We start from the raw sequence: 21,034 nt of genomic DNA, 5'->3' as shown, positions 1-21,034 counted from the left end.
AGCGATCTGTGGACAATGCCGGAATCGGTATCAACCACGATACTTTATAAAGACAATCTTTTAAGTTACCCTGTATTCTCCGCTGCCCGAAAAATACACTTCAAATATGCAAGACTCCGTAACCTGTAACTCGCTTCCCCCTGAAACAGCTCACAGGGGCCCGGTTCGTGTTGCCGCCATTCAAATGGCGGCAGGCCCAAATATCTACGCCAATCTAGAAGAAGCCGGACGACTTCTGGACATTGCTGCATCACGCGGAGCGAAGCTGGCAGCGCTTCCCGAGTATTTCTGCCTGATGGGAATGGAGGATGCTGATAGAGTAGCGGCACGTGAGCAGGATAATCAGGGGCCGATACAGGAATTCCTGGGCAATACTGCCAAGCGTCTCGGCTTATGGCTGGTAGGCGGCTCGGTGCCCCTGGTTTCTTCCCGGCCTGACAAGGTGCGAAACAGTTGCCTGGTATACAACGACAACGGTGAGCAGGTCGCACGGTACGACAAAATACATTTGTTCGGTCTGGAGCTGGGAACTGAACGCTATGCCGAAGAAGAAACCATTGAGGCAGGCCAGGGTGTCGTTGCCCTGGAGTCGCCCTTTGGCCGCATCGGTCTTTCCATCTGCTACGATATCCGCTTTCCCGAGCTTTACCGTTCCATGGGGCAGGTAGACATTATCTTCGCTCCGGCGGCCTTCACCGCCACTACGGGCAAGGCACATTGGGAAACCTTGATCCGTGCCCGGGCCATCGAAAATCTGGCATACGTCGTTGCGCCTGCTCAGGGGGGATACCATATCAATGGGCGGGAAACCCATGGGGACAGCATGATAGTCGATCCCTGGGGCGTGGTGCTGGACCGCCTCCCGCGCGGACCAGGAGTTGTCATCGCGGATATTGACCCGGAATACCAGGCGAGCTTGCGCAGCAGCCTGCCCGCCTTGAATCACCGCATACTGCGTCACTTTTGAATTCCGTTGAACCTTGTTCTCCTTCTCCCCCACTAACTACCATGATTACAGAACAGACTATCCAGGTTAACGATCTTTTCGCGACAGCCAACAATTGCCTGCTTGCACCTCATGAACTGGATGCAACCGGATTACAGAACGTGTTCGGCCAGATGCTTGCGCATCGCATCGATTATGCCGACCTGTATTTTCAGTACAGCCGAGCCGAGGGCTGGGCTCTGGAAGAAGGCATAGTCAAATCCGGCAGCTTTAATATCGATCAGGGCGTGGGTGTACGCGCAGTCAGCGGAGACAAGACCGCCTTTGCGTATTCGGACGACATCAGCATGCCTGCGCTGGTGTCCGCCGCACAGGCTACGCGCGCCATCGCTCGCCATGGCGTCACGCAATCGGTGCAAGCCGTCAAACGCAGCAAGGGGCGCGAGCTTTATCTGCCTGAAGACCCGATTGCCAGCCTTAAGGATACGGACAAGGTGGCTTTGCTCGAAAAGCTCGAAAATTATGCGCGGGCCTTGGACAAACGTGTTATCCAGGTCATGGCTTCCCTCTCAGGGGAATACGAAGTGGTTCTCGTTGCCCGCAGTGATGGCCTTCTGGCAGCCGATGTGCGCCCGCTTGTACGTCTCTCATTGCAGGTTATCGCCGAGGAAAACGGTAATCGCGAGCAAGGAGTTGCAGGAGGAGGAGGACGCTTCGACTATGCGTACTTCACGGATGACGTGCTGCGCGACTATGCTGCAAAAGCGGTTCACCAAGCGGTCGTCAACCTGCATGCAAAACCGGCGCCTGCCGGAACCATGACCGTGGTGCTCGGTTCGGGTTGGCCGGGAATACTGTTGCATGAGGCCATTGGCCACGGGCTGGAAGGAGACTTCAACCGCAAGGGGAGTTCCGCATTTGCGGGCCGAATCGGCGAACGCGTGGCTGCACCGGGAGTGACGGTGGTGGATGATGGCACTATTGCACGCCGGCGGGGCTCGCTCAATGTCGATGACGAAGGGAATCCCACCCAGTGCACAATGCTGATTGAAAACGGGATACTCAAGGGTTATTTGCAGGACAGCCTGAATGCACGGCTGATGAATGTTTCCGTCACAGGAAATGCAAGACGCGAATCATTTGCGCACATTCCCATGCCGCGCATGACGAATACTTATATGCTGAATGGGGACAAAACTCCGGAAGAAATCATCGCTTCCGTAAAGCACGGATTATATGCGGTCAACTTCGGTGGGGGGCAGGTAGATATCACCAGCGGAAAATTCGTATTTTCGGCCGCGGAAGCTTACATGATCGAAAACGGTAAAATTTCGTATCCGGTGAAGGGCGCCACCCTCATTGGCAACGGTCCCGATATACTCACCCGCGTTTCGATGATCGGCAACGATCTATCGCTTGATCCCGGTGTTGGGACGTGTGGCAAGGAAGGCCAGAGCGTGCCGGTAGGCGTGGGTCAACCCACTCTTCGCATAGATGGACTGACGGTGGGAGGAACAGCGTAGGCTTCAGTGGCGGTACTCCCCATCATCAGCCATCGAAAGCGGCCGATTTGAAGCTGCGGTTTCACGGCAAGATGACGATCGACCCATAATACGTTTCCACCAGGTCCCTTACTGCTCGATCTTCACGATCCGGGTACCCGCAAGCCGATCATGCAGGAACAATCCATCCCGGTCGAATAACGCCCACAATATCCCGCAACCGAACAAAAAGATGCCGATGACGGCGAACAGATAACGTGCGAACGCCTGCTTCAGATTAAGGCGGTTTCCATCCGCAGTGATCACACGAAGCTTCCAGGTTTGCATGGGCAATGTTTGTCCACCGTGAGTCCAGAACCAGGTGAAATAAATACCTGCAACCACGAGCAGATAAAGCTGGAATGCGGGTCGGAAAAAAACGGAACTGGTATCCCGGAAGGCAAGATGAAAAACGAAACTGGCGATAAACAGAACCGCAACCAGAATCAGCGATTCGTACAACATACTCAGTAATCTCCGCCCCAATCCCGGCGCGGAAATTTTCATGGTGTCGGGAATTTCATTCAGAAAAGCTTTCGTATTGGTCTTATTGCAGTGCAGTATTGAGAAAAAACAGAAAACAACCAGAACTCAGAAAACCGGAGGCGCCTGCCTGTCTATTGAACCTGCTGCTATAGTAGGATGCTTCATTGCTGGTGCTCATGCTCACGCCATTTGCGCTTTATTTCCTGGCGCTTTTCCGGCGGTAATTTCTTGATGGTTTTATACTTCTCACGTACCAGCTCCCGCTGTTCAGGGGTCAGCGAATACCAATCCCGCATCTGCAACTGGGTTCGGTGCTGCTCCTCGGGTGTCATATGCGGATAGCGTTTGGCAATGCCCAGCCATTTCTTCTTCTTTGCAGGGTCCATCCCGTTCCACTCCTGCGCGAGCGGAGCCAACGCCTCTTTTTGCTGCGGCTTCAATTCTTCCCAGGCAGGTTGACCTGCTTCAACCGGGACCGAAAGTAACAGATACAGCGCCGAGGTGATGGCTATGACTGATTTAACCATTCACCGAACTCATCGTCCAGATAGGCATCTATCGGCAGATCATCCACGAGCAGCATTATCTCGATTTCCTCATTCTCATCACTCTGCTGCAAATTCTGCCAATAAATGGCACCCGCCAAAGCCAGCAACAATGTTATCACCGATAACAACTTGCCAACTCGCGAATGACCATGATGTCCACCTCGCGATGAAGCGACCTGCCCGCTCTGACCAAGTCGAACAACTGTTTCCGCCACATGGTAATTTTCCAGAGAAGCTCTGCGAGCAGATTGGAGACGGTTTAACGTGCTCAGCTTGATGTCATCGAGTCCGCGATCCAGCAACCGCGCTACTTCCCTCCCTACATCAGTTTCACTCATAGCCCAATTCCATGTTTTTTCAACATTGCGGCAAGTGCATGGGTTGCACGGGAGCAGTGCGTTTTCACACTCCCCTCGGAGCACCCCATAATTTTTGCAGTTTCCATAACATCCATTTCCTCCCAGTAACGCAGTAGAAAAGCCTCGCGTTGACGTGCCGGTAGGGTTTCAATAGCCCTCTCGAGCAGATTGATAAGTTGCGACTGTTCGAGTTGTTGGTGAGGGTCATTAACCTTAGATGATGACGCATCGGATTGCAAAGTTTCCAGCAGATCGAAATCTTCGCTTTCCTTTTCATGATCGGAAGGAATAAATGCTGAAAACAGTGTCGTCCACAGTGAGCGCGTTTTCTGTCGACGATAAAAATCCCGGATGGTATTTTGCAGGATGCGTTGAAACAGGAGAGGTAGTTCTTCCAGGGGCTTGGCCGAATACTTCTCGACAAGCTTCATCATCGAATCCTGAACAATATCCAGGGCAAGATGTTCATCGCGTATGGCAAACAAAGCTTGCTTGTAGGCGCGCCGTTCGATTTCAGCCAGAAAATTCGAAAATTCCTGTTTTGTAGCCAGGACGATTCGCCTCTTGGAAGATGAAAGAACAGGAGCAAACTCACCGGCGGCAATGTTAGCAAACTTTTGGCGGGTTACTATAGCTGTTTTAACAAAGGAGGTAATGCCAAGGGAAGTTTATTCCAGGGGGAGTTTACTCGTATGCCCCTCAAGGGCCGGCTTGAGCAAGGTATGCAGAAATACAATCTTCATGATCTCATGCTTCATATCGTATCACGAGAAGCCAGGCATCGCATTTGAGTCTAAGGAGGTTTTTCGGAGGACTATCTTCTGCTCCTGCGACAATTTGTCACATTGCGATAATGCTTTTTCCTGCCTATCATGGATGCGGGGTCGTCGGAGATATGGAAAATTCCTTCCCAAAGTTGAGAAAAGTTGACCAAAAAATTCTGAAATTGCATTCGAATATTTGTGCGGCCGACTGTTAGTGGTACAATCCCGCCTTGAATTGCAAGTGATTCTTAATTAGATTTACATTACCACCAATGCCTGGTACTCTGAAATTCCCATCTGCCCCGGCGCTCCATCGCTCGGCCGGTAGTTATGGCAGTCTTGTACTTCGGATGGCACTCATACTGATGTTCTTCCTCGGTGCTGCCGACATTGTCGCCGCGGCGGAAAGTATTCGCCCTTTTACATCGGGAAGCCTCAAGCAAGTGCTTGCATCCCGGCCGAACAAACCTTTCATTCTCGTCCTCTGGTCCCTCGACTGCCAGTATTGCCCCACCGAACTCAAAATGCTGAGTGAGCTTGAAAAGAGTCACCCCGGGCTGGATGTGGTACTGATTGCTACCGACACGGTTGATGATATGCCTCAACTCGCTGACCGGGCGGGAAACTATGGAACGGCCAAATTCGAACAATGGGTTTTCGCAGAGGATATGCCGGAACGCCTGCGCCAGGAAATCGATGGCCGCTGGTACGGCGAAGTACCGCGGACCTATTTCTATGATCAAAAACACCAGCGCACGGTCAAGATGGGCCTGATCAACAAGTCGCTCGTCGAGGAATGGCTGGCGCGAAATGCTGTCGATACCGCGAACGGAAAGCAGAATGGAAAGTATTGAGACCGCAGGGCAGGCAATGACCTTGAAGCACAGCAGCATATCCTTGTCTGGTCTGGTGTTCGTCGTTGTGATCCACGCCGGATTGCTTTATTTCCTGTTCAAGCAACAGTTGATTCCCCCGCCGGAACAATTAGCGACACTGATGGTAAATTTCATTCCTTCGCCCCAGCCGAAGGAAGAGGCCAAGCCTGAAACGCCACCTCCTCCGCCCAAGCCTAAGCCTAAACCTGTAAAGAAACCGCAACCGCAGCAACTCGTTGCAAAAGCGCCCCCATTGTCCGAGAGGGAGCCGGTCGCACTGCCTCCCCCGCCGGAACCGGCACCCGAAGCCGAGCCTGAAGCCGAACCCGAACCGGTAGTGGAAGCAGCTCCTGCACCGCAAATGCCAGCTGGCCCGGTTTCACTTTCCTCGGAATTATCGGTCGCGTGCCCCCACTTGAATGCGCCGACTTATCCGGCACTTTCGAAACGGCTCGGCGAAGAAGGAAAGCTCGTGCTAAGAGTGGAACTGGATGAAAAAGGATACGTCAATGTGGCGCACGTAGTGAACAGCAGCGGTTTCAAACGGTTGGACGAAGCTGCCATGACCGCTGTCAAAACCTGGCGCTGCACACCCACCGTACGTAATGGTCAACCGGTGCGGGCTGTTGCCCTGCAACCCTTCAACTTTGTACTCCAAGGAGATTAACCTAATGCAAACAGGTCTCGGGTTTTCAAATTTTCTGGCGCAGCTCGACGGCGTCGGTATGACGGTGCTCATACTGCTGCTTGCACTCTCTGTAGCAAGCTGGTATCTCATCCTGACCAAGGGTATCTCCAATATCATGGCGGGAAAGCGGGCTGACGCCTTTCTCAAGCGCTTCTGGAGCGCGGGTTCGTTGCAGGAAGTAAATTCGACGCTGAAGGAGGATTCGGATGACAACGCCTTTGCACAACTTGCCCGGTTGGCAATGAACGCAGCCGCCGATTCGGAGAAACACGGATTGCAAAATCTCGCGGCAGCGGGTGGGGCGAGCGAATTCATCACCCGCGTACTGCGCAATGGCCTCGACCAGGAAGCAGCGCAGGTGGAAAATGGTCTCACCGTGATCGCATCCGCAGGTTCGGCTGCGCCCTATATCGGCTTGTTTGGCACGGTATGGGGCATCTATCACGCCTTGATCCAAATCGGATTATCCGGCCAGGGTACGCTGGACAAGGTAGCGGGTCCCGTGGGAGAAGCGTTGATCATGACAGCGCTCGGGCTGGCGGTGGCAATTCCCGCGGTTTTGGCCTATAACACATTTGGACGACGCAATCGCATCTGGCTGGCGCGACTCGATGCCTTTGCCCATGATCTTTTCGTCCTGATCACGGTTGGAACAAAAGCAGGCGGAGCTCCCGGCGATGAGCGTTCCTTGCGGGTGGTTACCCCGTTGGTTTCCCCCGCAGCGGCACCGGGCGAAAGGAGGCTGTAATGGCATTCGGCAGCATGAACAGCAGTAACCGGCAGCTCCCGATGGCAGAAATCAACGTCGTACCCTTGGTGGACGTGATGCTGGTACTGCTGGTGATTTTTATCATTACGGCGCCGTTGCTCACGCATTCCGTTAAAATCGACCTGCCGAAGGCATCGAGCAGTCCAAACATCACTCAACCGGATCACGTGGAATTCGCCTTGCGTGACGACTCCAGTCTTTACTGGAACGGTGAATCGGTTACAATGGATCAACTGGCTCCGCGGTTCACTGAAGCGGTAGGGCAGAATCCCAATATCGAGCTTCATATCCGCGCCGACAAACATGTCCACTACGAGCATGTAGCGCAGGTGATGTCTATTGCAGCAAAGGCGGGACTGGTGCGAATAGGTTTCGTTACCGACCCTTCACAAAAATAACAATTGCCGAAGCACGGCCGCGGAAGGAATATCATTACGGTCAATTCAAGCGATGACAGACACGCCGGCGAACGCTCCGTCATTGCGGGGATAATAGTTGCATGCCCGGCGTGATCCGCGACCGGTGGTGGTTACCGTTCGTGGTACATGGCTCCATCGTAGCTATCGCCGTAGGGCTCGGTCTGTTATCCTGGTTCATTGCCAAGCCGGTTACGACGCGTCTCCATGAAACCATTCCCGGCCAGCGGCTCACCGTTCTTGCAACGCCCGATATCGCCATCAGTCTCGATGCCGACAGCAGTGTTGCTGTTACCAATACGGAACCCAGCGGGATTGAACTGTTGCGGGGCAACGCCTTTTTTGATGTCAGGGGTAACCAGCCCGGAAAACTGAATCTGAAGGTGGGAACCACCTATATCAGGGACACCGGCACCCGTTTCAGTGTCAGCAAGCGCGCCGCTGGCGGCAGCGTTGCGGTAGCGAATGGGCAGGTGGAGATCCTGGTTAAGACCGGAACTTACCTCGTAGGCGCGCACGAACGCGCGGATTTTGATGGCGTCCAGGTTACCGGTCAACGGGTGATTGCGGATGCCGAGGTAGCCCCCTGGCGACAAGCTGACCGGTACTAAACATCTAGATTCCCTTTCCTCCCATTCCTACTCGCCAGCCAGCGGAGTGCATGCATATCCATGAAGCCGGTCGCAATCTTCAGGCATTTTCCAATCGAAGGGCCAGGCTATTTCGCCACGTTTCTCGATTGCCAGGCCATTCCCTGGCAACTCATAAAAATCGATGCGGGTGATAGTGTCCCTGCCGATGCCGGCCAATTTGGGGGCCTGGTATTCATGGGAGGCCCGATGAGTGTAAATGACGATTTGCCTTGGATCAGAAATGAACTCTCGTTGATCCGCCAGGCAGTGGCAAACAATATTCCTGTATTAGGGCACTGTCTCGGTGGTCAATTAATGGCAAAGGCACTGGGAGGAGTGGTTTCCAAAAGCCCGGTCAAGGAAATCGGCTGGGGTGAGGCGAGCACTGCCGATAATCAGCCAGCTCGGCAGTGGTTTGGGAACCTGTCAAAGTGCGAGGTGTTCCACTGGCATGGCGAGATTTTCACTATTCCGGATAACGCTACACTGCTGCTTTCCAGCCCCTGGTGTAAAAATCAGGCATTCGCACTGGATAATAAGCACCTGGGATTGCAGTGCCATGTGGAAATGACCGAAGAAATGGTGAAAGACTGGTGCAGCCACGGTGCGGAGGAAATTGCTTCGAGCCCGGGCCCCGCGGTGCAGTCCGCAGAGGCAATGCAAACAAACTTGTCTGCCCGAATATCACGGTTGCAGCGTGTAGCCGACAAGCTCTATGAGCGCTGGATCAATGGGATCAGGTTCAATTAATCGAATTGATCGGGAAATTGTGGGAACGAGGAGAATCAGAAAGCAGAGAAGCGATGAAAATCAGAACGTTCAGGATCAATCGAAACATTGATCAATCGCGAAAATTCTGGAATTGCAGGGGAAAATCCGTGACCGATTTCTTGACCAGTTGGATGGCCTCTTGCAAAGTATCCCGCTTTGCGCCTGAAACGCGCACAGTATCCCCCTGAATGCTGCCTTGTACCTTGAGTTTACTGTCCTTGATGAGCCTGATAATCTTCTTAGCCAACTCACTTTCCACGCCGGTTTTTACCGTGACGAGCCGCTTCACCTTGTTGCCGCTGATTTTTTCTACCTGACCCTTGTCCAGGGAGCGCACATCGACATTCCGCTTGGCCAGTTTGGTAGTCAGGATGTCGAACACCTGGTCCAGCTTGAATTCATCATCGGCAAAAACAGTAAGCGTGTAATCCGCCTGTTCCACGCGGGCGTCAGAACCCTTGAAGTCGAAACGCGTGCCCACTTCCTTATTCACCTGGTCAACCGCGTTTCTAACTTCCTGCTTGTCGACTTCGGAAACGATATCGAATGATGGCATATCAATCTTCTCAAAAGAATCTCATGCAGTTCTCATAAGGTAGGCTTTCCACCCCACTGGCACTGCTCTGTTCATGATCATCAAAGATGTACAGGCTCGCCCCTGATTGCATGATGCTTGCACAACTTTCAACACCTTTGGTTGTTCCATTGCTGCTGGTAATTCCAGCGCTATTATTTGCGATTTCTCAAATTAGCGGCAATCCGCATCCTGAGTGCATTCAACTTGATGAAACCGGCAGCATCCGTCTGATTGTACGCACCCTGGTCATCCTCGAAGGTTGCAATATGGGGATCAAACAGCGAATCTGTTTTCGAGTCTCTCCCCACGACAATCACATTACCCTTGTAGAGCTTCACCCGCACCCAGCCGTTCACATGCGCCTGTGACGCATCGATCATCATCTGCATCATTCTGTGTTCGGGACTCCACCAATAGCCGTTGTAAATCAGTTCGGCATAGCGTGGCATAAGCTCGTCTTTCAAATGTGCGACTTCACGGTCCAGTGTAATGGACTCCATGGCCCGGTGGGCACGCAGCATGATCGTGCCGCCGGGAGTCTCGTAGCACCCGCGGGATTTCATACCGACATACCGGTTTTCGACCAGATCCAGGCGCCCTATCCCATGCTTGCCCCCCAGTTCATTGAGTCTGGCGAGCAGACGCGCCGGCGAAAGCTCTTCCCCATTCAATGCAACGATATCGCCCTGCCTGAATTCGAGGTCGATATATTCGGGACTGTCCGGTGCTTTTTCCGGCGAAACACTCCAGCGCCACATCGATTCTTCCGGCTCCTGCGCAGGGTCTTCGAGAATACGTCCCTCATACGAAATGTGCAGAAGGTTGGCATCCATACTGTAGGGGGAGCCTTCCTTTTTCTTCATTTCCACCGGGATGCCGTGCTGCTCCGCGTATTTCAGAAGCTTTTCCCGGGATGTAAGGTCCCATTCGCGCCACGGCGCAATCACCCGGATATCCGGTTGAAGCGCATAGTAACCAAGTTCAAAGCGCACCTGATCATTGCCTTTCCCGGTCGCGCCGTGCGACACGGCGTCCGCACCAGTTTCCCGCGCGATTTCGATCTGGCGCTTGGCAATCAGCGGCCGTGCGATGCTGGTGCCGAGCAGATACTCCCCTTCATAAATGGTATTGGCGCGAAACATGGGAAAGACGAAATCGCGTACGAATTCTTCACGCAAGTCGTCGATAAAAATTTCCCTCACGCCCAGCTGCTTCGCCTTTGCACGGGCAGGTTCCACCTCCTCCCCCTGACCAATGTCAGCGGTGAAGGTGACAACTTCGCACCGATAGGTATCCTGCAGCCACTTCAGGATTACCGACGTATCCAGACCCCCGGAAAATGCCAGGACTACTTTTTTAATTTCAGCGACATTCGCCTTGTTTTCTTTTACCATGCTTGTCTCATTAATAAAAATGCCGGCTTGGCTTCCCGAATAACCCCTATTGAAAATCCTGCTCTATCAGGCGTTATCCAGTCTTCCCAGCAACAGGTATTCAATCAGCGCCTTTTGCGTATGCAGCCGGTTCTCCGCTTCGTCCCATACCACCGATTGCGGTCCGTCTATCACTTCCGCCGCCACTTCCTCCCCGCGATGAGCAGGCAGGCAATGCATAAACAACGCATCCTTGCGGGTGTGCGACATCATTTCCGCATCCACCCGAAAATCCGCAAAATCCCTTTTTCGCTCCTCGGTTTCGGCCTCGAATCCCATGCTGGTCCAGACGTCCGTAGTAACGAGATCTGCGCCTTTTACTGCCTCATGTGGATCAGCGAATTCCTCATAGTGGCTTGTCCCGTAAAGACCGGCCCGTTCCGGCTCCACTTCGTAGCCTCGCGGAGTGGAGACATGGACGTTGAAATCGAATACTTCCGCTGCCTGGAGCCACGTATTGCAAACGTTGTTGGAGTCCCCTATCCACGCCACTGTCTTGCCGGTAATGCTGCCATGGTGCTCGATGAACGTAAAAATATCCCCAATGATCTGGCAGGGGTGATATTCATCGGTCAGTCCATTAATGACCGGAACACGCGAATGCGCCGCAAACCGCCTGACGATATCATGCTCATGGGTACGGATCATGACGATATCCACCATCCGCGAAATCACCCGTGCCGCATCTTCGACCGGCTCGCCGCGCCCCAACTGGGTATCACGAGTGGAAAGATAGATCGCCGCCCCGCCCAGCTGGTGCATGCCCGCTTCAAACGAAAGCCTGGTACGGGTTGAATGCTTGTCGAAGATCATGGCCAGAGTACGGTCTTCCAGCGGCCAGTAGCGCCGGTACTGCTTGAACTCCTGCTTGATCCAGCGCGTGCGCTCGAACAGATACTCGAATTCCTCCCGGGAAAAATCATTGAACTGTAAGAAATGCTTGATTTGCATATTTTTGGTGTCAGGGGCGAGTCTATTGCGAAGACCATTGTGAAGACTTGGGCCCAGCTGACTTCAACCGTTCACTTTTCACGATCGCAAAAAAACTCAAGCTGCCAGAAATTCCTTCACAATGGGAGATAAAGTGTTGACTACCTGCTCAGCCTCGCTGCGTTGAATCACGAGCGGCGGTAGCAGACGCACTACCTTGTCGGAGGTTACATTGATGAGAAGACCTTTTTTCAAAGCTTCCTTCACCAGTTCACCGCACGGTTTCGAAAGCTCGATGCCTATCATCAGGCCCTGGCCGCGAATTTCAGTTACATCCGGCAAATCGGCCAACTGCGCCTTGAACAGACTGCGCATGAAATCGCCCACTTCCATTGCATTGCGCAGCAGGTCTTCTTTCTCGATTACTTCGAGCGTGGTGAGCGCAGCACTGCAGGCGAGCGGGTTTCCACCGAAAGTGGAGGCATGATTGCCTGGCTTGAAGACATTTGCCGCACTACCTTTCGCCAGGCAGGCGCCAATGGGCACGCCCGATCCCAGGCCTTTGGCGAGCGTGACGACATCCGGCGTGATGCCGCTGTATTGAAAAGCGAACCAGTTGCCGGTGCGGCCAATTCCACACTGCACTTCATCCAGCATCAGCAACCAGCCGTTCTGGTTACAGAGGTGGCGAAGACCTTGCAGATAATTTGCCTGCGGCACATTGACCCCCCCCTCCCCCTGGTAAGGTTCAACCAGGATAGCGACGACGTTCTTGTTGTGTTCCGCAACCTGCGCCACTGCATCGAGATCATTATAGGGAACCCGTGCAAAACCGGTGAGGAGCGGCTCGAAGCCAGCCTGCACCTTGCGGTTGCCACTTGCAGTCAGGGTCGCCATGGTACGTCCGTGGAAGGATTTTTCCATGACGATAATAGTCGGCAAATCGATATTCTTCCCATGCCCATACAACCTCGCGAGCTTGATCGCCGCCTCATTGGCCTCAGCCCCTGAATTGCAGAAAAATGCGTTGTCCATGCCCGAAAGGGCGGTCAATCTCGTTCCTAGTTGTTCCTGCTTCCTGATATGGTAGAGATTGGAAGTATGGATAAGGGTGCTTGCCTGTTCGCAAAGCGCCTTTGCCAGCGCCGGGTGGCAATGCCCCAGTCCGCATACCGCTACTCCGGCAAGCGCATCGAGATAGCGCTTGCCCTCCTCGTCCCATAACCACACCCCTTCCCCCTTTGTAAATGTAACGGGCAGGCGCAGGTAAGTGTTCATCAAATTCGACATAGGTAAATTTGCCAGATCAGAATGCAACACGGCGGCATGAGCCGCCGTGCGACGTGGTGGAATTTATTGTGGTTTATTCTGTGGAATCCTTTAGTTTTACCTATTTTGCAAGCTTTTTCAAGCTCTTTTCCTCGGCGTCGCTCAACAGCCTCAAACACGGCAGATAGCCGTCATAAACGATCCCGTGCACTTCCACCCGTTTCTGGGATCGTAGCATGCTGATTAGATATTGCACCACCCCGGACGTGATGGTCTGGCCTGGCACCAGCACCGGAATACCCGGCGGGTAAGGCGTGATCTGGTCCGCGCAGACCTTCCCTTTCAAGCTATCATTTACCCGCTCCTGCTCGTCGAGCAACGGAACGATCTCGCCGCCGCAGTAAAAGGCATCCCGCGGCAGATACTTCAATTCAGTAAATCCCGGAAGCTCCGGGATCTGGTAGAGTCTGCGAGGCGCCCTGCCTTCGCGTGCGATGCGCATGAGAGCATCGTAAAGGCGCGACACCTTGCTGCGCGTGGTACCGATGGTCAGCAGCAGAGTGAGCGTATTGAAAGTGGATTTTTCCACCTGAATGTTATATCGCTCGAACAGTTCCCGGACCAAATCTTCCACCGTAAAGCCACAATGCGAAATATCGACGGTGACCTTGGTCGAATCGAGCTGGATATTGTCGTTCTTCACCTCGTCAGGCAGCAGATCCGTCAGTTCCAGTACGCGAAACACGCCGGTCGAATTGATTTGCTCGCGTACTTCCTTCGCCAGCTCCAGCGTGCGTGACAATAGCTTGTATCCCTCCATCACCACCTGTTTGCGCGCCACGTCGAGGCTTGCAATCATGCTGTACTGCGGGCTGGTGGAAGTATGCATATTGAAATTTTCCCGAAACAGATGCTCGTTGAATTCGGGATCATTGATATGAATCATGCTGGACTGGGAAAAAGCCGACAGCACCTTGTGCGTACTTTGAGTAGCATAATCGGCGCCTGCTTCCAGGGCAGTGGGGCGGAAAGCCGGATGAAATCGAGCGAAGCCGTACCAGGCTTCATCGATGATCACCTTGATGCCTTTGGCATGCGCGGCCTCAACGATCGGAGGCAGGTCATAGCGGAAACCGTCGTAGGTGCAACTCGTGAGTATGAGCGCCTGGGCATCGGGGTGTTCTTCGATTGCCCTGAACAGCGTCTGCTTGGGCACAGGTCCATAAACCCCGAATTTCTTGTTTACTGAGGAGTCGAGATAGATCGGATGGGCGCCGGATAAGACGACCCCGTGATGAACCGACTTGTGGCAGTTCCGATCCAGCAACAGCTTTTCGCCAGGGGCGAGCAACGTCTGGAATATCACCTTGTTGGCGGTGGAAGTGCCATTTGTGGCAAAAAAAGTGCGGCGGGCGCCAAACGCCTTTGCCGCAATCTTCTGCGCTTCGGCAATGACGCCCGAAGGTTCCATGAGCGAATCGAGCATGGGCACCGACACCGACAGGTCTGCCCGAAAAATATGCTCACCGATAAACTGGTAGAAATCACTGGCCCAGGGACTGTCCCGCAACGAATCGCCTGAAGAATGCCCGGGTGTATGCCAGGCGTCCTTTGCCATTAATACATAATTTTTGAGCTGGTCGTAAAAAGGCGTGCGCGCTTTTTCCTGAAGCTGCGCGTTCAGAATCCGGTACATGCCCCGGTAATCGCGCTCTTCCCGGTAGAAATAACCATCCACGGTTTCAGAAAACAGCGCATCCACCACTTCATCCTCTTTTTCCTGGGCGATCAGGATGTAGATATCCAGCTCGGGACGGAAACGGGTTATTTCCTGCACCAGTTTCAGCGCGGTCATCTGCAGAATGCGGGAACCCTTCTCGCCATTTTTCAGGGTGTAGAGCGTATCGTCCACCAGCACGGACTGAATGTCGCCGTCGTCCTGAATGGCCTGAAGCGCCTCACGCGCAGTGGTGACCCCAGAAAATGTGATGCCTAAAGGGTTCTCAAGGGATTTGGCCGCGGCGTTCAATCCCTTTATCAGCTCCTTGAGTATCAATTTTTCATCATTGATAACGAGAATTCTGCTTACCGGTCTCTTCATGAAATAAATGCTTTTAATATGGAAGTCGCTTTATGCGCCAAAACAAAGGGCATTGCAAGCATCTGCAAGCTTTTTTGGCGAATTTGTAACGGGTGAAACGGTCTATATTGAATAAATGAAACTGCTCATCCGGATTCTTTATGCCGGTATCCTGGCGATACCGCTTCTGTTGCCGCCAGTCGTTCTGGCTGCCCCGGTCGTCGTGTTGAAAATCGATGGTCCTATTGCTCCGGCCAGCGCCGATTTCATACAGCGAGGCCTGGAACGCGCAGTGAACGAAAACGCGCTGCTTGCGGTGTTACAGTTGGACACGCCCGGTGGCCTCGATACTTCCATGCGCCAGATCATACGCGGTATCCTGGCGTCGCCCGTACCAGTGGCAACTTTCGTGGCACCGAGTGGGGCTCGGGCAGCCAGTGCCGGCACTTATATCCTGTATGCCAGCCATATCGCCGCCATGGCGCCGGGCACCAACCTGGGCGCCGCAACGCCAATAGAAATTGGCAGCCTGCCGGGATCAGAGCCTGAACCCAAGGCCAAACCGAAATCAGGCGAGAATCGCGAGCAAAATTCGGAGAAAGAGGACAAACTCCCCGTAAAGGACGAAATGGCCCGCAAAATAGTCCATGACGCCGCCGCATATATACGCGGCTTGGCGCAGATGCGCGGGCGTAATGTGGAATGGGCGGAAAGAGCCGTCCGCGAAGCAGTCAGCCTGTCGGCCGCTGAAGCGCTGAATCTCAAAGTCATCGATTATGTCGCTACCGACGTCGCGGACCTGTTAAAGCAACTCAATGGCAGACAAGTGAACGTATTGGGCCAGGAGCGCACACTTGATACCAGCTCCACCACTGTGGAAGTCGTGGAACCCGACTGGCGCACGCGGCTGCTTGCCATCATCACCAATCCAAGCGTCGCCTATGTCCTGATGCTTATCGGCATTTATGGGTTGTTCTTCGAGTTTGCCAATCCCGGCTTTGTGCTACCCGGCGTCGCAGGCGCTATCTGTCTGCTTATCGCCATGTATGCATTCCAATTACTGCCGGTGAGTTATGCTGGGCTTGCCTTGATCCTGCTCGGTATCGGGTTCATGGTGGCCGAAGTGTTTTTGCCCAGCTTCGGCGCTCTCGGTATCGGTGGAATTATTGCTTTCGTCGTTGGTTCACTGATGCTGATTGACAGCGATGCGCCCGATTTCGGTATCCCTTGGCAGATCGTCGGCGGAGTAGCCTTCGCCAGCGCACTGTTCCTGATTTCGGTAATCGGAATGGCGCTCAAATCGCGCCGGAAGCCAGTAGTCAGCGGCCAGGAGCATCTGGTCGGGGCAGTGGGAGAAATGCTGGAAGATACTTCCGGCGACGGCATGGCCCGTATTCGCGGTGAGTTATGGGCCGTGCATTCCACCCAACCGCTGACCCGGGGCCAGAAAGTACGTGTAACAGGAATCGACGGCCTCGTCTTGCACGTGATTGCAGCAGAGAAATAACCAGGAGACATTTATGCTCGCCAATTCGGTATTCGGCACGCTCGCCCTCATTCTTATCCTCGCGCTATTCTCGATATTCCGGATTTTGCGTGAATATGAACGCGGCGTCGTGTTCCTGCTCGGCCGCTTTTACAAGGTAAAAGGCCCCGGCCTGATCATCATCATTCCCGGTATCCAGAAAATGGTGAAAGTTGACCTGCGTACCGTGGTGATGGATGTACCCAGCCAGGACGTCATTTCCCGCGACAACGTTTCTGTGAAAGTCAGTGCGGTGGTATATTTTCGTGTGGTCGACCCCCAGAAATCCATTATCCAGGTGGAGAACTTTCTTGCCGCCACGAGTCAGTTCGCACAAACCACCCTACGCTCGGTGCTGGGCAAGCACGAACTCGATGAAATGCTGGCGGAACGCGAGAAACTCAACATGGACATCCAGAAAGTACTGGACATTCAAACCGATGCCTGGGGCATCAAGGTCTCGAATGTCGAGATCAAGCATGTAGACATTGACGAGTCCATGATACGGGCTATCGCCCGGCAGGCGGAGGCGGAACGCGAGCGCCGCGCCAAGGTAATTCACGCCGAGGGTGAGCTGCAGGCATCCGAGCAACTCATGCAGGCAGCAGAAACGCTGTCGCGGCAGGCCGGTGCCATGCAACTGCGCTATCTCCAGACACTCACGACAATTGCGGGCGATAAATCCAATACGGTTATTTTTCCAGTGCCGATGGACCTGATATCGACGCTGACAGAGGTGACCGGGAACCGGAGGGCGAAAGCTTCTGATACCGAAGGACCAGAAGAGGCACCCTCGCTTCCGATACATAATTCCGCGGAATCCACGTAAGCGCCGTTAATGCCAACGCCAATGCGAACCCCACCCAACCGAAACCGATCCTTTCCTGCTCAAGCCGGAGACTTTTGCGTATCCATGTCACGGATCGGGTTTATGCCAAACCATTGACAAAGGAGCGCCAACAAAAAAGCCCGGGTGATTCCCGGGCTTTTTTTGCTGAGATCTGAACGATCAGGCCATCGCCTTGATGGCTGCCGAGAGACGGCTTTTATGACGGGCTGCTTTGTTCTTGTGAATGATTCCCTTGTCCGCAATCGAATCTATGGTACCGACAGACGCCTGATATGCGGCCTGGGCAGTATTTTTGTCGGCCGATCCGATCGCCTTTCTTACATGCTTGATCGCTGTGCGCAACTCGGAGCGCAGACTCATGTTGCGGTTACGATGACTGATATTCTGTCTAGCACGTTTTCTTGCTTGTGCGCTGTTGGCCATGAAAATTCCTCGGATTACCCTTTACGGAAAATTTTTGAATGATACGGGTGTTTACGCCTGATTGCAAGAAAACTGACAACTCTACCTGTTCTATCTGTTGTTGCTAACCATTGCAGCATTTGTACTGATTTGCACCCGTCGGAGAACGACAGTGAAGAACGACTTATGGTGAAGCGGCCCTAAACCTCAAGTATTCAGTTAACATACGCATCCATGAATCTGCTCAAAGCCCTTGTCACCGTCAGCGGGATGACGTTCATATCCCGCATTCTGGGATTCGCGCGGGATGTCATCATTGCCCGCATTTTTGGTGCAGGCGTCGAAACCGATGCTTTTTTTGTGGCATTCCGTATCCCCAACCTGTTGCGCCGGCTGTTCGCCGAAGGCGCGTTTTCGCAGGCATTCGTGCCCATACTTGCCGAATACAAGAATCGCCGGACAGCCGAAGATACACGCGAGCTGGTAAGTCATGTCGCAACACTGCTGTTCATCACGCTATTTGCGGTCACGCTGGCAGGCGTTATTGCCGCACCGCTGGTCATCTATGTAAGTGCGCCAGGATTCACGGCAAGTCCCGGGAAATTCGAGCTTACGGTGGAACTGCTGCAGATCACGTTTCCCTACATCCTGTTCATCTCGCTCGTGTCGCTGGCTGGCGGCATACTCAACACCTGGAGCAGATTTTCGGTGCCTGCGCTGACTCCGGCCCTGCTCAACCTGTCGTTTATCGGCTGTTCGCTATGGCTTACGCCACTCATGGACCCGCCAGTGCTGGCGCTCGCGTGGGCGGTATTCATCGGGGGAGTGCTCCAGCTTGCCTTCCAGGTACCGTTCCTCATGCGCCTCAAATTGATGCCGCGCCCGCGCCTGAAATCCCGCGACAACGGCGCCTGGCGCGTTCTCAAGCAAATGGGACCGGCTGTTTTCGGCATGTCCATCGGCCAGATCAGTCTGCTGATCAACACGATATTTGCTTCCTTTCTTGTCACAGGCAGCGTTTCCTGGCTTTATTATGCGGATCGGCTAATGGAGTTTCCCGCCGGTCTGCTGGGTGTTGCACTCGGGACGGTCCTGCTGCCGTCTTTGTCGCGACACTATGCCGACAACAGCACGGATGAATATTCCCGGCTGCTTGACTGGGGTTTGCGCCTGACCATGCTGCTGACGCTGCCCGCGGCGCTGGCGCTGGCGCTGCTTGCCACACCGCTTATCACGACACTGTTTCATCACGGCGAATTCTCGACCAACGATGTCTGGATGACACGCAATGCCCTCATCGCGTACAGCGTGGGTCTCCTGGGGCTGATTCTGGTGAAAGTGCTGGCCCCTGGTTTCTACGCAAGGCAGAACATCAAGACACCGGTAAAAATAGCCCTTATCACGCTTGTCGCGACCCAGTTAATGAATCTTGCCTTCATCATACCGCTGCAGCACGCCGGGCTGGCGCTTGCCATTGGATTAGGCGCCTGTATCAATGCGGGCATGCTCTATTACAAATTACGGCGTCACCAGATTTATCAGCCTCAGCCGGGATGGGGCATTTTTATGACAAAAATATCGGCAGCCCTGGCGATGATGGGAACCATATTATGGTTTGCTTCAGGCAGCGATGTTTCGTGGTTGACGGATACGGCGATGGTGCGAGGGGTACGGTTGGCAGGAGTCGTCATAATCGGCGCGGCAAGCTACTTTGTCACCTTATGGCTGCTCGGTTTCCGCCTTAAGGATTTCTCGCGGCGCGCTGCATAGAATAGCGTACAGCGCGCTTTTGGTAGCGTTATCACTCTCTCCCCCTCCCGCTCCTCTCGCACACAGGGAAGAAAGAGTGATCTGGAGCTCACGGTACGAGTATCGAATAATTTCAGACTCGCCAACGTTTACCGTTCTTGCATAAGGATTACCGAAGGCCATGTTTGCAGGAAGCTCTAAATTGCTCTTCATTTCCATCTTCGTGTGCAAAAGACTGCTGGATAGACAGCAAAAGGTGGGATTACCGGACCTCAATATCCCTCTCTCACCTGTGGAAGAGGGATAGGAGAGAGGACGTTAAGATCGTGAAAATTGCGTCGTAAAGCAGATGAAGCAGGACAAACATACCAGAAAAAGCCTCAGGATTGAGCGAGAAAAAAAGTGTTTTCTTGCTTGAAATTAGCCATATAATGGCGAAAAAATATTCCCTGTCAACTTCAGGATTTACCTTGACTATGGCACGCTCTGTCAAACCTTCTCCTCTATTATTGCCGTTACTTCTTGGAGCTCTCCTTAACGGTGGGGCCATGGCCAAGGACACTGCGGCTGATGGAAGCGCTCCCGCAGAGAAGAACGCTTCGACCGCCAAAACCGCTTCTGTTGATGACAACACGCAAACAGAAGCGATTGAGGGACCTGTATTCAAAAATGCGGCTCCGCCTGCCACTTACCCGGCCTACAGTAAAAAAGACCCATGGGAACCCGTCAATCGCAAGATATTTTCATTCAATGAATCAGTTGATGACTACGTCATGAGGCCGGTTGCAAGGGGATACAGATGGATAATGCCGGACCCCCTTGAAACGGCAGTAGGAAATGTTTTTGCCAATCTCGGCGACATACCGATCACGCTGAATAATCTTTTGCAGCTCAAATTCAGTAACGCGCTCACCAGCAGCACCCGGTTCGTAGTGAACAGCACGCTTGGTCTCGCCGGAATCGTGGATCTGGCAAGCGGCATTGGTCTGGAAAAGCATAATGAGGATTTCGGGCAGACTCTGGGTCATTATGGGGTCGCAAGCGGACCGTATGTCGTGTTGCCCTTCCTCGGACCCAGCTCCACCCGGGATGCGGGCGGACGCGTCATTGACACCGTGACCGACCCTATATTTGTGGGCAGCTTTTTCGTGGCACCCTTTATAGGTCCGATAGTGGGCTCCACCAAGGTTACAGATGCCCGCGCCGAACTGCTCAAATCCGAAAAAACTCTGGAAGAAGCTTCCCTCGACAAATATGAGTTTATCCGGGATGCCTATCTCCAGAGACGTCAAAATCTGGTGTATGACGGGAATCCCCCGAAGGATACGGAGGATGAGGAAGAAATTTGAACTGCAGCAAGGAACAAGAAAGTAAAAGCCTGTCGAACCTGCCCCGTCACTTCTGACGGGGTGCAAAAAGGGCGG

The 21,034-nt window shown here is 53.6% G+C and carries 22 protein-coding genes; 12 read left to right on the top strand and 10 right to left on the bottom strand.

Going from position 1 to position 21,034, the window contains the following annotated elements; genetic code table 11:
• Nucleotides 1-106: 106 nt before the first annotated feature.
• Both BMY01_RS06740 and tldD read left to right on the top strand, forming a co-directional pair.
• The gene (locus tag BMY01_RS06740; RefSeq protein WP_074745519.1) at nt 107-967 is read left to right on the top strand and encodes a carbon-nitrogen hydrolase family protein; all 861 of its coding nucleotides are present in this window, start codon (nt 107-109) and stop codon (nt 965-967) included.
• Between the two features lie 41 nt (nt 968-1,008).
• Nucleotides 1,009-2,469 (top strand): metalloprotease TldD, encoded by a 1,461-nt coding sequence (gene tldD, locus BMY01_RS06735; protein ID WP_074745517.1) that lies wholly within the window; start codon nt 1,009-1,011, stop codon nt 2,467-2,469.
• Nucleotides 2,470-2,577: 108 nt separating this feature from the next.
• Here tldD and BMY01_RS06730 read toward each other — a convergent pair whose 3' ends face one another.
• The 4 genes from BMY01_RS06730 to BMY01_RS06715 all read right to left on the bottom strand — a co-directional run bounded on the left by BMY01_RS06730 (nt 2,578) and on the right by BMY01_RS06715 (nt 4,431).
• Entirely contained in the window at nt 2,578-2,994 is a 417-nt protein-coding gene (locus tag BMY01_RS06730) for an RDD family protein (RefSeq protein ID WP_074745515.1), read from the bottom strand.
• A 140-nt stretch (nt 2,995-3,134) separates the two neighbouring features.
• The gene (locus BMY01_RS06725; RefSeq protein ID WP_011380401.1) at nt 3,135-3,500 is read right to left on the bottom strand and encodes a DUF3106 domain-containing protein; all 366 of its coding nucleotides are present in this window, start codon (nt 3,498-3,500) and stop codon (nt 3,135-3,137) included.
• Complete coding sequence (locus tag BMY01_RS06720) at nt 3,482-3,859, bottom strand: DUF3619 family protein (RefSeq protein ID WP_074745513.1); 378 nt, start codon at nt 3,857-3,859, stop codon at nt 3,482-3,484. The genes BMY01_RS06725 and BMY01_RS06720 overlap by 19 nt, the downstream gene beginning before the upstream one ends.
• On the bottom strand, nt 3,856-4,431 hold the full coding sequence (locus BMY01_RS06715) for an RNA polymerase sigma factor (protein ID WP_074707885.1): 576 nt from the start codon (nt 4,429-4,431) through the stop codon (nt 3,856-3,858). The genes BMY01_RS06720 and BMY01_RS06715 overlap by 4 nt, the downstream gene beginning before the upstream one ends.
• A gap of 563 nt (nt 4,432-4,994) precedes the next feature.
• Between BMY01_RS06715 and BMY01_RS06710 the strand changes: the two genes are divergently transcribed.
• The 6 genes from BMY01_RS06710 to BMY01_RS06685 all read left to right on the top strand — a co-directional run bounded on the left by BMY01_RS06710 (nt 4,995) and on the right by BMY01_RS06685 (nt 8,774).
• Entirely contained in the window at nt 4,995-5,498 is a 504-nt protein-coding gene (locus BMY01_RS06710; protein WP_074745602.1) for a thioredoxin domain-containing protein, read from the top strand.
• Nucleotides 5,485-6,186 carry an energy transducer TonB gene (locus BMY01_RS06705; RefSeq protein ID WP_439331397.1) on the top strand — a complete coding sequence of 234 codons (702 nt, stop codon included), beginning with the start codon at nt 5,485-5,487 and terminating at the stop codon, nt 6,184-6,186. Before BMY01_RS06710 ends, BMY01_RS06705 begins: the two co-directional genes overlap by 14 nt.
• Nucleotides 6,187-6,190: 4 nt before the next feature.
• Nucleotides 6,191-6,955, top strand: coding sequence for a MotA/TolQ/ExbB proton channel family protein (locus BMY01_RS06700; protein WP_074745511.1), 765 nt, complete (start codon nt 6,191-6,193; stop codon nt 6,953-6,955).
• Nucleotides 6,955-7,374, top strand: coding sequence for an ExbD/TolR family protein (locus BMY01_RS06695; protein ID WP_074707877.1), 420 nt, complete (start codon nt 6,955-6,957; stop codon nt 7,372-7,374). Before BMY01_RS06700 ends, BMY01_RS06695 begins: the two co-directional genes overlap by 1 nt.
• A gap of 101 nt (nt 7,375-7,475) precedes the next feature.
• Entirely contained in the window at nt 7,476-8,003 is a 528-nt protein-coding gene (locus tag BMY01_RS06690) for a FecR domain-containing protein (RefSeq protein ID WP_074745509.1), read from the top strand.
• Between the two features lie 60 nt (nt 8,004-8,063).
• On the top strand, nt 8,064-8,774 hold the full coding sequence (locus BMY01_RS06685; RefSeq protein WP_074745507.1) for a type 1 glutamine amidotransferase: 711 nt from the start codon (nt 8,064-8,066) through the stop codon (nt 8,772-8,774).
• A gap of 91 nt (nt 8,775-8,865) precedes the next feature.
• On the opposite strand, the gene BMY01_RS06680 is transcribed toward BMY01_RS06685, so the two are convergent.
• From BMY01_RS06680 to BMY01_RS06660, 5 genes are all read right to left on the bottom strand, one after another.
• A complete protein-coding gene (locus BMY01_RS06680) occupies nt 8,866-9,351 on the bottom strand; it encodes a YajQ family cyclic di-GMP-binding protein (RefSeq protein ID WP_074745505.1) in 486 nt (161 codons plus the stop codon).
• A gap of 173 nt (nt 9,352-9,524) precedes the next feature.
• Nucleotides 9,525-10,766, bottom strand: coding sequence for an argininosuccinate synthase (locus BMY01_RS06675; protein WP_074745503.1), 1,242 nt, complete (start codon nt 10,764-10,766; stop codon nt 9,525-9,527).
• A gap of 66 nt (nt 10,767-10,832) precedes the next feature.
• Complete coding sequence (argF, locus tag BMY01_RS06670) at nt 10,833-11,756, bottom strand: ornithine carbamoyltransferase (RefSeq protein ID WP_041352408.1); 924 nt, start codon at nt 11,754-11,756, stop codon at nt 10,833-10,835.
• Between the two features lie 96 nt (nt 11,757-11,852).
• Nucleotides 11,853-13,025, bottom strand: coding sequence for an aspartate aminotransferase family protein (locus tag BMY01_RS06665; protein WP_074745501.1), 1,173 nt, complete (start codon nt 13,023-13,025; stop codon nt 11,853-11,855).
• Between the two features lie 100 nt (nt 13,026-13,125).
• Nucleotides 13,126-15,105: an aminotransferase class I/II-fold pyridoxal phosphate-dependent enzyme gene (locus BMY01_RS06660; protein WP_074745499.1), complete on the bottom strand. Its 1,980-nt coding sequence runs from the start codon at nt 15,103-15,105 to the stop codon at nt 13,126-13,128.
• A gap of 115 nt (nt 15,106-15,220) precedes the next feature.
• Here BMY01_RS06660 and BMY01_RS06655 point away from each other — a divergent pair, with 115 nt between their 5' ends.
• Both BMY01_RS06655 and BMY01_RS06650 read left to right on the top strand, forming a co-directional pair.
• Nucleotides 15,221-16,591 (top strand): NfeD family protein, encoded by a 1,371-nt coding sequence (locus BMY01_RS06655; RefSeq protein WP_074745497.1) that lies wholly within the window; start codon nt 15,221-15,223, stop codon nt 16,589-16,591.
• Between the two features lie 13 nt (nt 16,592-16,604).
• Nucleotides 16,605-17,438, top strand: coding sequence for a slipin family protein (locus BMY01_RS06650; RefSeq protein ID WP_074745495.1), 834 nt, complete (start codon nt 16,605-16,607; stop codon nt 17,436-17,438).
• A gap of 180 nt (nt 17,439-17,618) precedes the next feature.
• Here BMY01_RS06650 and rpsT read toward each other — a convergent pair whose 3' ends face one another.
• Nucleotides 17,619-17,882, bottom strand: coding sequence for a 30S ribosomal protein S20 (gene rpsT, locus BMY01_RS06645; protein WP_074745493.1), 264 nt, complete (start codon nt 17,880-17,882; stop codon nt 17,619-17,621).
• Nucleotides 17,883-18,095: 213 nt separating this feature from the next.
• Here rpsT and murJ point away from each other — a divergent pair, with 213 nt between their 5' ends.
• On the top strand, nt 18,096-19,631 hold the full coding sequence (gene murJ / locus BMY01_RS06640) for a murein biosynthesis integral membrane protein MurJ (RefSeq protein WP_074745491.1): 1,536 nt from the start codon (nt 18,096-18,098) through the stop codon (nt 19,629-19,631).
• 527 nt (nt 19,632-20,158) lie between these two features.
• Nucleotides 20,159-20,959: an MlaA family lipoprotein gene (locus tag BMY01_RS06630; protein ID WP_254772635.1), complete on the top strand. Its 801-nt coding sequence runs from the start codon at nt 20,159-20,161 to the stop codon at nt 20,957-20,959.
• Nucleotides 20,960-21,034: the final 75 nt, after the last annotated feature.

It is taken from the genome of Nitrosospira multiformis, assembly GCF_900110185.1.
GTDB classification, from domain to species: domain Bacteria; phylum Pseudomonadota; class Gammaproteobacteria; order Burkholderiales; family Nitrosomonadaceae; genus Nitrosospira; species Nitrosospira multiformis_A.
This window is presented reverse-complemented; position numbering and strand designations above follow the sequence as displayed.

Coding starts and splice junctions, on each gene's coding strand:
- BMY01_RS06740 (WP_074745519.1), top strand. CDS start 107: ATGCAAGACTCCGTAACCTGTAACTCGCTTCCCCCTGAAACAGCTCAC.
- tldD (WP_074745517.1), top strand. CDS start 1,009: ATGATTACAGAACAGACTATCCAGGTTAACGATCTTTTCGCGACAGCC.
- BMY01_RS06730 (WP_074745515.1), bottom strand. CDS start 2,994: ATGAAAATTTCCGCGCCGGGATTGGGGCGGAGATTACTGAGTATGTTG.
- BMY01_RS06725 (WP_011380401.1), bottom strand. CDS start 3,500: ATGGTTAAATCAGTCATAGCCATCACCTCGGCGCTGTATCTGTTACTT.
- BMY01_RS06720 (WP_074745513.1), bottom strand. CDS start 3,859: ATGAGTGAAACTGATGTAGGGAGGGAAGTAGCGCGGTTGCTGGATCGC.
- BMY01_RS06710 (WP_074745602.1), top strand. CDS start 4,995: ATGGCACTCATACTGATGTTCTTCCTCGGTGCTGCCGACATTGTCGCC.
- BMY01_RS06705 (WP_439331397.1), top strand. CDS start 5,485: ATGGAAAGTATTGAGACCGCAGGGCAGGCAATGACCTTGAAGCACAGC.
- BMY01_RS06700 (WP_074745511.1), top strand. CDS start 6,191: ATGCAAACAGGTCTCGGGTTTTCAAATTTTCTGGCGCAGCTCGACGGC.
- BMY01_RS06695 (WP_074707877.1), top strand. CDS start 6,955: ATGGCATTCGGCAGCATGAACAGCAGTAACCGGCAGCTCCCGATGGCA.
- BMY01_RS06690 (WP_074745509.1), top strand. CDS start 7,476: ATGCCCGGCGTGATCCGCGACCGGTGGTGGTTACCGTTCGTGGTACAT.
- BMY01_RS06685 (WP_074745507.1), top strand. CDS start 8,064: ATGAAGCCGGTCGCAATCTTCAGGCATTTTCCAATCGAAGGGCCAGGC.
- BMY01_RS06680 (WP_074745505.1), bottom strand. CDS start 9,351: ATGCCATCATTCGATATCGTTTCCGAAGTCGACAAGCAGGAAGTTAGA.
- BMY01_RS06675 (WP_074745503.1), bottom strand. CDS start 10,766: ATGGTAAAAGAAAACAAGGCGAATGTCGCTGAAATTAAAAAAGTAGTC.
- argF (WP_041352408.1), bottom strand. CDS start 11,756: ATGCAAATCAAGCATTTCTTACAGTTCAATGATTTTTCCCGGGAGGAA.
- BMY01_RS06665 (WP_074745501.1), bottom strand. CDS start 13,025: ATGTCGAATTTGATGAACACTTACCTGCGCCTGCCCGTTACATTTACA.
- BMY01_RS06660 (WP_074745499.1), bottom strand. CDS start 15,105: ATGAAGAGACCGGTAAGCAGAATTCTCGTTATCAATGATGAAAAATTG.
- BMY01_RS06655 (WP_074745497.1), top strand. CDS start 15,221: ATGAAACTGCTCATCCGGATTCTTTATGCCGGTATCCTGGCGATACCG.
- BMY01_RS06650 (WP_074745495.1), top strand. CDS start 16,605: ATGCTCGCCAATTCGGTATTCGGCACGCTCGCCCTCATTCTTATCCTC.
- rpsT (WP_074745493.1), bottom strand. CDS start 17,882: ATGGCCAACAGCGCACAAGCAAGAAAACGTGCTAGACAGAATATCAGT.
- murJ (WP_074745491.1), top strand. CDS start 18,096: ATGAATCTGCTCAAAGCCCTTGTCACCGTCAGCGGGATGACGTTCATA.
- BMY01_RS06630 (WP_254772635.1), top strand. CDS start 20,159: ATGGCCAAGGACACTGCGGCTGATGGAAGCGCTCCCGCAGAGAAGAAC.